At 72.9% G+C, this 13,291-nt stretch carries 12 protein-coding genes; 10 read left to right on the top strand and 2 right to left on the bottom strand.

The annotated features are described in order from the left end of the window. The first annotated feature begins 233 nt into the window (after positions 1–233). Both EBN88_RS13410 and EBN88_RS13415 read left to right on the top strand, forming a co-directional pair. A complete protein-coding gene (locus tag EBN88_RS13410) occupies positions 234–1,799 on the top strand; it encodes a glycoside hydrolase family 43 protein (RefSeq protein ID WP_122184089.1) in 1,566 nt (521 codons plus the stop codon). A gap of 122 nt (positions 1,800–1,921) precedes the next feature. Then, on the top strand, positions 1,922–2,284 hold the full coding sequence (locus EBN88_RS13415; RefSeq protein ID WP_233580645.1) for a hypothetical protein: 363 nt from the start codon (positions 1,922–1,924) through the stop codon (positions 2,282–2,284). A 47-nt stretch (positions 2,285–2,331) separates the two neighbouring features. Here EBN88_RS13415 and EBN88_RS13420 read toward each other — a convergent pair whose 3' ends face one another. Beyond that, positions 2,332–3,366, bottom strand: a complete 1,035-nt coding sequence (locus tag EBN88_RS13420) for a LacI family DNA-binding transcriptional regulator (protein WP_122184090.1) — start codon at positions 3,364–3,366, stop codon at positions 2,332–2,334. Positions 3,367–4,215: 849 nt separating this feature from the next. Here EBN88_RS13420 and EBN88_RS13425 point away from each other — a divergent pair. The 3 genes from EBN88_RS13425 to EBN88_RS13435 all read left to right on the top strand — a co-directional run bounded on the left by EBN88_RS13425 (position 4,216) and on the right by EBN88_RS13435 (position 7,301). Next, the gene (locus EBN88_RS13425; protein WP_199742347.1) at positions 4,216–5,457 is read left to right on the top strand and encodes an ABC transporter substrate-binding protein; all 1,242 of its coding nucleotides are present in this window, start codon (positions 4,216–4,218) and stop codon (positions 5,455–5,457) included. A gap of 66 nt (positions 5,458–5,523) precedes the next feature. Next, entirely contained in the window at positions 5,524–6,414 is an 891-nt protein-coding gene (locus EBN88_RS13430) for a carbohydrate ABC transporter permease (RefSeq protein WP_122184092.1), read from the top strand. Then, positions 6,411–7,301 (top strand): carbohydrate ABC transporter permease, encoded by an 891-nt coding sequence (locus EBN88_RS13435; RefSeq protein WP_122184093.1) that lies wholly within the window; start codon positions 6,411–6,413, stop codon positions 7,299–7,301. The genes EBN88_RS13430 and EBN88_RS13435 overlap by 4 nt, the downstream gene beginning before the upstream one ends. A 73-nt stretch (positions 7,302–7,374) precedes the next feature. On the opposite strand, the gene EBN88_RS13440 is transcribed toward EBN88_RS13435, so the two are convergent. Then, on the bottom strand, positions 7,375–8,271 hold the full coding sequence (locus tag EBN88_RS13440) for a hypothetical protein (RefSeq protein ID WP_122184094.1): 897 nt from the start codon (positions 8,269–8,271) through the stop codon (positions 7,375–7,377). A gap of 184 nt (positions 8,272–8,455) precedes the next feature. Here EBN88_RS13440 and EBN88_RS13445 point away from each other — a divergent pair, with 184 nt between their 5' ends. From EBN88_RS13445 to EBN88_RS13465, 5 genes are all read left to right on the top strand, one after another. Next, positions 8,456–9,538 carry an iron-siderophore ABC transporter substrate-binding protein gene (locus EBN88_RS13445; RefSeq protein ID WP_122184095.1) on the top strand — a complete coding sequence of 361 codons (1,083 nt, stop codon included), beginning with the start codon at positions 8,456–8,458 and terminating at the stop codon, positions 9,536–9,538. 50 nt (positions 9,539–9,588) lie between these two features. After that, positions 9,589–10,581, top strand: coding sequence for a FecCD family ABC transporter permease (locus EBN88_RS13450; RefSeq protein ID WP_122184102.1), 993 nt, complete (start codon positions 9,589–9,591; stop codon positions 10,579–10,581). A gap of 1 nt (position 10,582) precedes the next feature. Further along, entirely contained in the window at positions 10,583–11,605 is a 1,023-nt protein-coding gene (locus EBN88_RS13455; protein ID WP_122184096.1) for a FecCD family ABC transporter permease, read from the top strand. A gap of 24 nt (positions 11,606–11,629) precedes the next feature. After that, complete coding sequence (locus tag EBN88_RS13460; protein ID WP_122184097.1) at positions 11,630–12,499, top strand: ABC transporter ATP-binding protein; 870 nt, start codon at positions 11,630–11,632, stop codon at positions 12,497–12,499. A 158-nt stretch (positions 12,500–12,657) separates the two neighbouring features. Then, on the top strand, positions 12,658–13,149 hold the full coding sequence (locus EBN88_RS13465) for a glutathione peroxidase (protein ID WP_122184098.1): 492 nt from the start codon (positions 12,658–12,660) through the stop codon (positions 13,147–13,149). Positions 13,150–13,291: the final 142 nt, after the last annotated feature.

Raw genomic sequence — 13,291 nt, forward strand, 5'->3', positions numbered from 1 at the left:
CCGGGCCCCCGGGGGGCCGCGCGGGAACCGAACGCGAGGACCGGAACCGCGCGCGAGGTCTTGACGGAACGGCGTGGCCGCCCCAACACTCCCGGTAACCCGCATGACATCGTTGGTCAGGAACCCCAACCTGCCGCCCCGTGAGGAGATTCGGCGATCGGGAGGCCCGACGGTTGACAACGATGTCGGGTGCCCGTCCCCCACCACCAGCCACCAGAGAGGGTGGTCCCCCCATGCCAGCACTGCGGGCGCTCGCGGCCGCGCTGTCCCTCGCCGCGCCGCTCCTCCTTCCCGCCACCTCGCTCGCCAACCCCGCCCCCGCCCACCCGACGCCGGTTGACACAACGGCCGTCGCGCCGGCGGCCGTTGACCTCACCACCGCCGAGGCCGGCAACCCGTTCGTCGACGGCTGGTACGCCGACCCGGACATCGTCGTCTACGACGACCGCTACTGGGTCTTCCCAACCACCTCGCGCGGCTATGACGAGCAGACGTTCATGGACGCCTTCTCCTCGACCGACCTGGTGCACTGGACCAGGCACGAGCGCGTCCTGGACATCGCCGACATCTCCTGGGCCCGCCGCGCCCTGTGGGCGCCGGCCCCGATCGAGCGGGACGGGCGCTACTACCTCTACTTCGGCGCCAACGACATCCAGAGCGACGACGAACTCGGCGGCATCGGCGTGGCCGTGGCCGACCGGCCCGAGGGCCCCTACCGGGACGCCGTCGGCGCGCCCCTGATCGACGCGTTCCACAACGGCGCCCAACCCATCGACCAGGACGTCTTCCTGGACGACGACGGGCAGGCGTACCTCTACTACGGCGGGCATGGCCACGCCAACGTGGTCAGGCTCAACGAGGACATGACCAGCCTCGGGCAGTTCGAGGACGGGTCCACCTTCCGGGAGATCACCCCGGAGAACTACACCGAGGGCTCGTTCATGTTCCGACGGGACGGGACCTACTACCTGATGTGGTCCGAGGGCGGCTGGACCGGGCCCGACTACTCCGTCTCCTACGCCATGTCCGACTCCCCCACCGGACCGTTCGAGCGGATCGACCGGGTCCTCGAACAGGACCAGGCCGTGGCGCGGGGCTCGGGCCACAACTCCGTGGTCAACGTGCCGGGCACCGACATCTGGTACGTCTTCTACCACCGCAGGCCGCTCAGCGAGACCGACGGCAACCACCGCGCGCTCGCCTATGACCGGATGTACTTCAACCCCGACGGCACCATCCAGCCCATCGAGATGCTGGTGCGGGACAACTTCGATGACGACAACGCCATCGGCTGGCGCGCCTGGGGCGAGGGCGGCTGGACGGCGGCCGACGGCGGCTACACGGGCGCCGCGCCCGGCGGGCTGTCGACCCAGGACACCGCCTTCGGCGACCTCGACTACGCGGCCGACATCACCCTGGCCACCGCCGAGGCCGAGGCGGGGCTCGCCTTCCGCGCCACCCAACTCGGCTCGGGGGCCGAGCGGTTCGACGGCTACCACGCCACGCTGACCACCGACCGGCTGACGCTGGCCCGGGTCACGGGCGGGGAGTCCGTCGAACTGACCTCCGCGCCCGTGGAGTTGGCGCCGGGCGAGACGGTGCGGCTGCGGGTCACCGCCGTCGGCGACCGGCTCGCGGTCCATCTCGGCGACCAGGCCGAGCCGTCGCTCACCGCCACCGACGCTGAGCACACCACCGGCGCCAACGGCCTGCGCACCGCAGGGCCGGACGGCGCGGACGGCGCGCTGGCCACGTTCGACAACGTGGCGATCGGCGACCCGGAGGGCGCCGACGGATGAGTCCCGGCGGCTCCCGGCATCCGGCCGGGAGCCGTCTCCCCCTCGCCCGAACTCCCTGCCCAGCTCCCCTTCGGTCTGGCAGGATTGCCGCATGAGCCACCTGTCACTCGACCGAAGGGCCCATGCCGCGTAGGCGGCCGGGACGCGTCAGGGCCCAGCTTCCGCTGGGGCGCCGGACGCCACGACCAGGACACATCGACGGTCTCTCCCACGCGACGCTGGCCGAGGTCCGGCGCGTGGAGCGCACGCGGAACCACCTCTGGGCCGGCGGCACCGCCGAGGCGCTGCGGCGCTGGCGGACCTTCGTGCGCGAGCCGGGGCACCGCCTGTGGGAGGAACCGGCCAACGGCGGCTGCCTGGTCTGGGCGTGCTGCGGCGACCCGTTCGAGGCCAGGGAGTTCCTGGAGTCGGTCATGCTGGCGCTCTCCCGCCGCGCCAGGAGTGAACTCCGCGCCCTCGTCGCGCCGTTGGACGACCTCTACTGACCGGCGCACAACTCCCCCGCGCCGGTGCGCCGTTCACGCCGGGGAGATCACGCCGGGGAGATGTCGCCGCGCACCCGCAGATGCGTCGGCAGGGTGATCTGCTCCGTGGTGCGCGAGGGCCGCCCCAGCCGCTCCAGGGCCAGCGCGGCGGCGGCCTCCCCCATCTGCGCCGGGTCGTAGGCGACCACGCTGACGCCCGTCGCCTGGGCCAACTCGAAGTCGTCGAAGCCGAAGAGCACCACCCGCGACGGATGGTCGCGCAGCGCGCGGGCCGCGCCCGCCGTGGCGCGGTTGTTGGCGGTGAAGACGGCCGTGGGCGGATCGGGCAGCGCCAGCAGCTGGGCGGTCGCCGCCTCGGCCGCGTCCACGTCGGGCGCGTCCTGCCGGATCAGCGCCTCGTCCACCGGCAGCCCGGCCGCGCGCAGCACGTCCTCGTACCCGGCGCGGCGCTCCGCGTGCGGGCGCAGCCGCGAGGAGGAGCCGACGAACGCGATCCTCCGGTGGCCGGCGTCCACCAGCGCGCGCAGCGCCAGCGCGGCGCCGCCCCGGTTGTCCAGCACCACCAGGTCGCTGACCGCGTGGGAGAGGGGACGGTCCACGGCGACGATGGGCGTGCCCAGCTCGCGTTCGCCGTCCAGATAGGAGTGGTCGTCGGCGATGGGCACCAACAGCAGGGCGCGGACGCGGCGTTCGAGCATCGCCGTGACCGCCTGCGACTCGCGCTCCACCTGGTCCTCGGTGGCCGCGAGCACCATCGTGAGGTCCTGTCGGGCCAGCGCGCGCTCGACGCCGGAGGCGACGGCCGCGTAGAAGGGGTTGGTGAGGTCGCCGATGACGAAGGCCACCGTGCGGGACGTGCCGCCGGTCCGCAGGTCGCGGGCGACGGCGTTGGGCCGGAACCGCAGCGCCTTGGCGGCGCGCAACACCCGTTCCCTGGTGTCCGGCGCGACGTTCTGGCCGCCGGACATCACGCGCGAGACGGTCTTGCGGCTGACTTCGGCCAGCCGCGCCACATCGTCCAGCGTGGGTCGGGCCACGACGTCGACCGGGCCGGGCGCCGGCCGACTGTCCATCGAGGTCATGCCGGGAAGAGTAACACCGGGTTGTGAGGGTGACCACAGTCCTCTTCGCGCAGGTCATGGCGATGAGTTCGGGAAGTTAACCGAGTAAGCTCCACGGCTCTCCACGTTCCAACATTTGCTGACAACGTGAGACACGAAAGGACAGGGGCAACCGCTTTCCATCATCCCGTCCGCCGCCACGTCCGGCCGAACGCGACCCGGCGACCGACCCCAACACCCGCCCTCCGCCCATCCGTTGGGGCCCCCTCCCCCGGCGCCGGGGACGACAACGTGGGCCAGCGCGACCGGCCGCGCACCGCCGGGCATCGCGCGACCACAGCGGAACGGTCGCGAGGTGGGCCGATTGTGACAGCGACCCGCTCCCACATGTGCTTGTTACGGATTGAGTTCAATCATCACCGGCCCACAATCCGTAACAGAATCGACCTTGACAGTCGTATCCGGGGTCGTCGAGACTCTGGGTTCGTGACATCGATGTCAACGGCCGCGCAGGGCGGCGGAGTCGAGCCGCGAACCGCCCCGGTGGCGCGCCGGCCGACTCCTCCACCACACCCCGCGCTCGCCGTTCGAGGCGGTTCCCACGGTCAACTCCCGCTGCCGGGCCCGCGCGCCGTCACCGCGCCCCGCCCACGCCCGCGTTGACCCTCGTGAGCCAGCGGTTGTCACAGTCGGTCCCCAGGAACCGCGAGCCGGGGCCCCGTTCCCTTGTGGCCTCGGTGTCCGTCCGGTTCCACGGTCCCGAGACCGCCACCACCCCGGGCCCCGGGCCCGAGGCACGCCAGGAAAACCGGAGGAACAATGAAGATCCCAGGTAGGACGACCAGAACCCGGTGCATAGGGGCGGCGGCGGTGGCACTGGTCACCGCGTTCGGCGCGACCGCCTGCGGCGAGGACGGCGGTTCGGGCACCGGCGAGGGCGAGGTGGAGGTCTTCACCTGGTGGGCCCAGGGCAGCGAGAAGGAGGGCCTGGACGCGCTGGTCGCCGTCTTCGAGGACCAGAACCCCGACCTGACCTTCGTCAACGGCGCGGTGGCCGGCGGCGCCGGCAGCGACGCCAAGAACGTGCTCGCCTCCCGCCTCCAGACCAACGACCCGCCCGGCACCTTCCAGGCCCACGCCGGCGCCGAGTTGACGGACTACATCGAGCAGGGCGACATCGAGCCGCTCACCGACACCTACGCCGAGCAGGGCTGGGACCAGCTCTTCCCGCCGGGCCTGCTGGAGCGGATCCAGCAGGACGGCGAGTACTACTCGGTGCCCTCCAACATCCACCGCGCCAACGTGGTGTGGGCCAACCCGGCCGTGTTGGAGGAGGCCGGAGTCGACCCGAACGCCGAGTACGCCGACCTGGACGCGTGGATCGCCGACCTGGAGCGGATTCACGAGGCGGGCATCACCCCGCTCTCCATCGCCATGGACTGGACCCAGGTGCACCTGCTGGAGACGGTGCTCATCGCCGACCTCGGGCCCGACGCCTACAACGGCCTGTGGGACGGCACCACCGACTGGGCCGGCGCCGAGGTGACCACCGCGCTGGAGCACTACGAGACGCTGCTGGGCTTCACCAACTCCGACCGCCAGTCGCTGGACTGGCCGGACGCGACCCAGCAGGTCATCGACGGTGACGCGGCGTTCAACGTCATGGGCGACTGGGCGGAGGCGGCGTTCGCCTCGCAGGACAAGGTCTTCGGCACGGACTACCTGACCTTCCCTGTGCCGGGCACGGACGGCGTCTTCGACTTCCTGGCCGACTCGTTCACGCTGCCGGTCGGCGCCCCCAACCCGGACGCCACGCGGGCCTGGCTGGACACGGTCGCCAGCGCCGAGGGGCAGGAGGCGTTCAACTCGGCCAAGGGCTCCATCCCGGCGAACCTGGAGGCGGACACCTCGGGGCTGGGCGACTACCAGCAGACCGCCGTCGAGTCCTTCGCGCAGGACACCATCGTCTCCTCGCTGGCGCACGGCGCCGCGGCCTCGGTGAGTTGGCTGACCGACATCACCGCCGCGATCAGCGAGTTCGGCAGCGGCGGCGACGTCGCCTCGCTCCAGGAGGACCTGGTCGCCACGGCGGAGAGCCAGCTCGCCGAGTAGGACCGACCGACCGCACCGGTGGGCCGGCCCCGACCGGGCCGGCCCCCGCAATCCTGGAGGTGAAGCGTGCGCAGACGGGTCCAGAACTTCGGGCCGCCGCTGCTGCTGATCGCGCCGACGGTCGTGTTGGTCGGGGTGTTCGTCTACGGGCTGATCGCCGTCAACATCAACACCTCGCTGACCGACCGTCACACCCGCGCCCCCGCCGACGGCTATGTGGGCTTCGAGAACTACACGACGCTGTTCTCGGACGACGACTTCCAACACGCCCTGGGCAACCTGCTGTTGTACACGCTGGCCTTCCTGGTGGGGGCGCTGTTCTTCGGCTTCCTGTGGGCGTGGCTGCTGGAGCGTGGCGCGCGGGGTGAGGGCTTCTTCCGCACCGTGTACCTGTTCCCGATGGCGGTGTCCTTCATCGCCTCGGGTGTGGTGTGGCGGTGGCTGCTCAACAGCGCGGAGGGGGACCGGGCCTCCGGCATCAACCGGCTGTTGGAGTCGACCGGCCTCGGGTTCCTCCAGAACTCCTGGTGGGCGGACCCCGACTGGGGCATCCTCGCGCTGACGCTGCCGGCGATCTGGCAGCTGTCGGGCTATGTGATGGCGCTGTTCCTGGCCGGATTCCGGGGCGTGCCGGAGGAGTTGCGGGAGGCGGCCCGGATGGACGGCGTCTCCGAGTGGCAGCTGTACCGGCATGTGATCTTCCCGCAGCTGAGCCCGGTGGCGCTCTCCGCGATCATCATCGTGGGGCACATGTCGCTCAAGGTCTTCGACCTGGTGATGGCGATCGCGGGTCAGACCAACTACACGACCCAGGTGCCGGCGACCCAGATGTGGATCGAGTTCACCCGGGGCGACTACGCGCTCTCGGCCGCGATCGGCACGGTGTTGCTGGTGATCGTGGCGGTGCTCATCGTGCCGTACCTGGTGTACACCTACCGACAGGAGCGTCAGCGATGACCACGGTCTCCTCGGCGCCGGCGCCGCTCGCCCCGGCGCCGGCCACCCCGGCACGCCCGGCGCGGGCCAGGCGGAGCCTGGGCATCCGGGTGCTGCGCTACGGGCTGTTGCTGTTCTTCCTGGTCGTCGTGCTGATGCCGGTGTACGTGCTGCTGGTCACCAGCTTCAAGGGGCCGGGCGACGCGACCCCGGACCGGGCGTGGCTGCCGCCGACCGAGCTGTACTTCGACGGGTGGCGCTCGGCGTGGGAGCAGCTGTCGCCCGCGCTGGGGCGGACGTTCGCGATGGTGGTGCCTGCGGCGTTGATCAGCGCGACGCTGGGCGCGATGAACGGGTTCGTGCTTTCGCGGTGGCGCTTCCCCGGCGCCAACCTGGTGTTCACGCTGATCCTGTTCGGGATGTTCATCCCGTACCAGGCGGTGATGATCCCGCTGATCGAGCTGATGCAGGACCTGGGGGTCCGCAGCGGGGTGCCGAGCCTGATCGTGCTGCACGTGGTCTTCGGCCTGCCGATCACCACGTTGATCTTCCGCAACTACTACGCGGGGATTCCGCAGGAGATGATCGAGGCGGCGCGGGTGGACGGCGCGGGGATGCTGCGCACGTTCACCACGGTGGTGCTGCCGCTGTCGGCGCCGGCCTTCGTGGTGACGCTGATCTGGCAGTTCACCTCGGCGTGGAACGACTACCTGTTCGCGCTGTTCTTCTCCAACGCGCGCAACGGGCCGGTCACGATCTCGCTGAACTTCCTGGCCAGCGGGCAGCTTCAGGACTACTCGGCGAGCATGGCGGGGGCGTTGATCGCCTCGTTCCCGACGCTGATCGTCTATGTGGTGCTGGGGCGTTGGTTCCTCGGCGGGCTGATGGCGGGCTCGCTCAAGGGCTGAACGGCCGCGTGGGGGGCCGGCCCGGCGCGGTGTGCGCCGGGCCGGCCCCTCCCACGTTCCTGCGGGGGGACGGTCAGAGCTGGTAGCGCGGCTTGAGGTGGCGCCAGAAGTCGCGGGCCATCCAGGCGTCGAAGTCGGTGATCCGCTGTGCGCTGCCGGCCCGCATCAGGAAGGAGTCGACTCCGGTGGGCGTCCAGTCGTAGAAGTCGTCCAGGCCCAGGGTGTGGCCGATCTCGTGGAGCAGGATGGTGATGTCCTCCTGGCCGAGGGCGTCGATGAGGTACTCGCTGCCCATCCGTTGGCCCCAGTCGCCGCCGGCGCCGCCGCCGAAGCCGTCGGTGAGCCAGAGCGACTGGTCGAAGTGGCGGGCCTCGCCGCCGGGGCACTGGCTGTAGTCGCCGTCCTGGTGGTGGAAGCGGTCGCACTCGGGCGCGCAGCGCGGTGCGCCGGCGGCGTCGAGGTCGCCGATGTGGAGGTCGACGGCGTCGTCGTCCCACCGGAGCGTGGAGCGGTCGGCGGCGGCCCAGCCGACGACGGTGACCGGGACGCGGGCGTAGGGGAAGCCGTCGAAGCCGTCGAGGGCCTCGATCCAGCGGTTGACCTGTTGGTCGAGCGTGGCGTGGATCTGGTCGCGCAGCTCGGCGGTGACCGGGGTGGTGGACTCCCAGCGGACGCAGTACTGGAGCGTGCCGCCGTTGGCCATGATGTGGTCCCAGCCGTAGTTGGGGAAGCCCAGCAGGTCGGGATAGGTCTCCTCCATGTGGCGCCAGACCTCGTCGAGGCCGGTGGCGTACTCGGCAGGCGGGTTCCAGTTCTCGTCCGGATGGTCGGCGGCGGCCGGCGGGGCCGCCTGTGGTGCCGGGGTCGCCGTGGCGGCCGTCGCGCCGGGGAGCAGCGCGGTGGCCAGGGCCAGCAGCGCCGCGCACAGCGTCGGCGCCCCGCGCGGGCGGCGGGGGTGGGCGGTGAGCATGGTCAACTCCTCCGCGTGAGTGGGGGGTTGGGGCGCGGTGTGGCCCCGACCCGGGTCGCCGCCGGGGCGTTGGAGGTTGCCGTGCCGCCGGGGCCGCCCGAGGGGAGGGGGTCTCCGCTGGTCAGCGAGGGCAGTTTAGGTTAGCCTCCCCTAAGTTCTGTTCGAGCAAAGGAATGCATCCGCCATGCCCAGCCCGCTTCGTCACGGCCGGCTTCTCCTCGCCGCCCTCCTCCTGGGCGCCACCCTCGCCGGCTGCGGCTCCGACGACTCCGACGGCTCGGAGTCCGGCGGCTCCGACGACGCCGCCCCCGTGGCCGGCGCCGAACCCGAGCCGGGCGCCTTCCCGGTGACCATCGAGCACCGCTACGGCTCCACCACGCTCGAGGAGCGGCCGGAACGGGTCGTCACCGTCGGGCTGAGCGACCAGGACGCGGTGCTGGCGCTGGGCACCGTCCCGGTGGGCACCACCGAGTGGCTGGCGCTGCACGAGTCCGCCATCGGCCCCTGGGCCGAGGAGTACCTCGGCGACGCCGAGCGCCCCACCCTGCTCCAGGACCCGGGCACCGGGCCGCAGGTCGAGGAGATCGCCCTGCTCGACCCCGATCTGATCCTGGCGCTCTACTCGGGCATCACGCGGGAGCAGTACGACGCGCTGTCCGCGATCGCGCCGGTCGTCGCCGCGCCCGAGGACGTGCTCGACTACGGCATCTCCTGGCAGGAGCAGACGCTGGTCACCGGTCAGGCGCTGGGCCGGCCGGCGGAGGCGGAGCGGCTGGTGGGCGAGGTCGAGGGGCGGATCGCCGAGGAGGCCGCCGCGCACCCGGAGTTCGCCGAGGCCACCGGCGTGGTCGCCACCCCGTACGAGGGCATGTTCCTCTACGGCGGCCGCGACCCACGCTCCAACCTGCTGACCGGGCTCGGCTTCTCGCTGCCCGAGGGCCTCGACGAGGTGATGGGCGGCGAGTTCGGCGCCAACATCAGCCGCGAGCGCACCGATCTGCTCGACCACGACGTGGCCGTCTGGATCGTCACCGACCCGGAGACGGACGCCGAGGCGCTCCACGAGGACCCGCTCTACGGCGAGCTGCCGGTGGTCACCGAGGGCCGGGAGGTCCTGATCGCCAACGAGTCGGACTACGGCGCGGCGTTCAACTTCGGCACCGTGCTGAGCCTGCCGTATGTCGTCGACCGGCTGGTGCCGCAGCTGGAGCAGGCCGTGGACGGGGACCCGGCGACCGTCGTCGAACAGCCAGCCGACGCGCGGTGAGCGAGGTCGAGGCGCCCGCGCGCCCGGCGGCGCGCGCCCCCGGACTCGCGCTGCTCGGCGGCCTGTTGGCGCCGCTGGCCCTGCTGGCGCTGGCCTCGCTGGCGCTGGGCGCCCGCGACGTCCCGCCGGGCGACGTGCTGGCGACGCTGCTGGGCGACGCGCCCGACCGCACCACCGAGAACATCATCTGGTCGGCCCGGGTGCCGCGCACCCTGCTGGCGCTGGCCACCGGCGCGGCCCTTGGCCTGGCCGGCGGCCTGATGCAGGCCCTGACCCGCAACCCGCTGGCCGACCCGGGGCTGTTGGGGGTCAGCGCGGGCGCCTCGTTCGCCATCGTGCTGGCCAGCGGGGTGCTGGGGATCGGCGCCGTCACCGGCTATCTGTGGTTCGCGTTCGCCGGGGCGCTGGTGGCGACCGTCGGCGTCTACCTGTTGAGCAGCGCGGGCCGCGCGGGGCTGACGCCCGTCAAGCTGGCGCTGGCGGGGGTGGCGGTCACCGCGCTGCTGTCGTCGTTCACCAGCGCGATCATGCTGACCGAGCCGGAGTCCCTCAACCGCTACCGGTTCTGGGCCGCCGGCTCGCTGGCCGACACCGGCGGCGGCGAGCTGCTGCGGGTGCTGCCGTTCCTGGTCCTCGGCGCGGTGCTCACGCTGGCCTCGGCGCCCGCCCTCAACAGCCTCGCCCTGGGCGAGGACCTGGCGCGGGCGCTGGGTCGGCGCACCCGGCTGATCCGGCTGGCGGGGGTGACCGCCGTGACCCTGCTGACCGGCGCCTCCGTGGCGCTGATCGGGCCCGTGGTCTTCGTCGGCCTCATCGTGCCGCACGCCGTCCGCGTCCTGGCCCAACGGCTGGGGCTCGGGCCGGACCAGAGGTGGCTGCTGCCGGCCTGCGCGCTGCTGGCGCCGTGCCTGCTGCTGGCCGCCGACATCGCCGGCAGGCTGGTCGCCCGCCCGGTGGAGATCCAGGCGGGGGTGCTGGTCGCGGTCGTCGGCGGGCCGTTCTTCATCTTCCTGGTGCGCCGTCAGCGGCTGACGGAGGTGTGAGGTGCTGACCTACCGACTGACCCGCCCGCCCGTCTCCGGCGTGCTGCGCCCCCGCGACCTGGCGGTCTGCTGCGCGCTGGCGGTGGCGGTGCTGCTGGCGTTCTGCCTGGGGATCGCGCACGGCGACGTGCCGCTCCCGCTGACCGACGTGCTGGCCGCGCTCACCGGCTCGGGCGACGCCGGAACGCTGCTGGTGGTGCGGGAGTTCCGGATGCCGCGCGCGCTGGCCGGGCTGCTGGTGGGGATCGCGTTCGGCGTCTCGGGCGCCATCTTCCAGACGATGACCCGCAACCCGCTGGCCTCCCCCGACATGATCGGCATCACCCAGGGCGCGGGCGCCGCCGTGGTCGCCGGGCTCGTCCTGGGCTGGGGCGGCGGCCTGGGCACCCAGGCCCTCGGGCTGCTGGGCGCGCTGGGCACCGCGCTGCTGGTCTACGCGCTGGCGTGGCGGCGCGGCACCACGGGCTACCGCATCGTGCTGGTCGGCGTCGGGGTGGCCTGGATCTGCACCTCGGTGACCGACTACCTGACCGCGCGCGGCCGGTTCGTCGAGGCCCAGGCCGCCGTCGGCTGGCTGGTCGGCAACCTCAACGGCCGCTCCTGGAGCCAACTCACCCCGCTGGTCTGGGCGTTGGCCGTGCTGCTGCCGACGGCGCTGCTGCTGTCCCGGCTGACCCGCACCCTGCAACTCGGCGACGAGGTCGCCACCGCGCTGGGCACGCCGGTGCAGCGGCTGCGGCTGGCGCTGCTGGTGACCGGCGTGGGCCTGGTCGCGTTCGGCACGGCCGTGGCCGGGCCCGTGGCGTTCGTCGCGCTGGCCGCTCCGCAGATCGCGCAGCGGCTGGTCGGCGCGGCCTGCCCGCCGCTGGTCGCCTCGGGGCTGACGGGGGCGCTGGTGGTGTTGGGCGCCGACCTCGCCGCGCGCGAGGCGATCCCGGGCGTCGAGCTGCCGGTGGGCGTGGTCACCGGCGCGTTCGGGGCGCCGTTCCTGCTGTGGCTGCTGATGCGCGCGGCCCGCGCGTGAGAGAGGTGCTGACGCGTGGGACGTATGAGAAAGGGTGCTGGACCGTTGACGACCCCACCTGCCGAATCCGCCGAATCCGCAGGGCCCGAGGAGGTCGGGCTGCGCACCACGGGGCTGACCCTCGGCTATGGCGCCAGGCCCGTCGTGGAGGACCTGGACCTGGCGCTGCCGCCCGGCCGGACCACCGCGATCGTGGGCGCCAACGCCTGCGGCAAGTCGACCCTGCTGCGGGCGCTGGCCCGGCTGCTGGCCCCCAGGGCCGGCGCCGTCCACCTCGACGGCCGGGACGTGCACGCCATGCCCACGCGGGAGTTGGCCCGCCGGCTCGGCATCCTGCCGCAGTCGCCGGTCGCGCCCGAGGGGCTGACCGTGCGCGACCTGGTGACGCGGGGCCGCTCCCCGCACCAGACGTGGTGGCGGCAGTGGTCGAACGCCGACGAGCGGGCCGTGCACGACGCGCTGGCCGCCACCGGGCTGACCGAGCTGGCGGGCAGGACCGTCGACGAACTCTCCGGCGGGCAGCGGCAGCGGGCCTGGATCGCGATGGCCGTCGCCCAGGACACCCCGGTGCTGCTGCTGGACGAGCCGACCACCTATCTCGACCTGGCGCACCAGATCGACGTCCTCGACCTGGTCACCGACCTCAACCGGAACGAGGGCCGCACCATCGCCATGGTGCTGCACGACCTCAACCAGGCCAGCCGCTACGCCGACCACCTGGTGGCGCTCAAGGCCGGCCGGATCGTCGCCGCGGGGCCGCCGGCCGAGGTCATCACCGAGGAGACCGTCACCGACGTCTTCTCCCTCGCCTGCCGCGTCACCCCCGACCCGATCACCGGCACGCCGCTGGTCCTGCCGGTCGGGCGTCACCACACGCCGGTCGAGAACGCCTGAGCCGGCAGCGCCCGGGGCCTGGCGGCGCGCTGACGTAGGGTCGTGGTCGGCGTTCGGCCGCTCGTCGCCGGTGCGGCGCGAACACCGGCCGCCGTCCGGCCGTTCCGTGCGGCGCGGCGGGCGGCGCCGACCACCCCGACCGACGAGTGGGAGAGACCGTGACGGATCTGTACGACACGAAGCTGCGGACGCTTGAGGGCGAGGACACCTCGCTGGACGCGTTCCGTGGGCGGCTGCTGCTGGTGGTCAACGTGGCCTCGCGCTGTGGGCTGACCCCGCAGTACGAGGGGCTCGAACGGCTCCACGAGCGGTACGCGCCGCGCGGCTTCAGCGTTCTGGGCTTCCCCTGCAACCAGTTCGCGGGGCAGGAGCCGGGCAGCTCGGAGGAGATCCGCGCGTTCTGCTCGGCGACCTACGGCGTGACGTTCCCGATGTTCGAGCGGGTCGAGGTCAACGGCCCGGGCCGGCACCCGCTCTACGCGGAGCTGACCGGCGTGGCCGACGCCGCCGGCGAGGCGGGCGACGTGCGGTGGAACTTCGAGAAGTTCCTGGTCTCCCCCGACGGCCGGGTCGTCGGCCGGTACCGGCCCCGCACCGAGCCGGAGGACGCTGAGCTGGTCGCCGCGATCGAGGCCGGGCTGCCCAACTGAGGGGCCACGCGGTCGCGTTGGGTCGGCCCCGAACGCGGCGGTCGGTTGGGCCGGGCCCGGGGCGCGGCGGCCCGGTCAGCGGCCGGCGGTGGCCGCCTCGGTGAGGTGCCGCAGCACCGCGCGGCCCGCCGCGCGGTGCTCG

Origin of the sequence: Streptomyces triticirhizae (assembly GCF_003696235.1) — a bacterium.
Classification (GTDB): domain Bacteria; phylum Actinomycetota; class Actinomycetes; order Streptomycetales; family Streptomycetaceae; genus Streptomyces; species Streptomyces triticirhizae.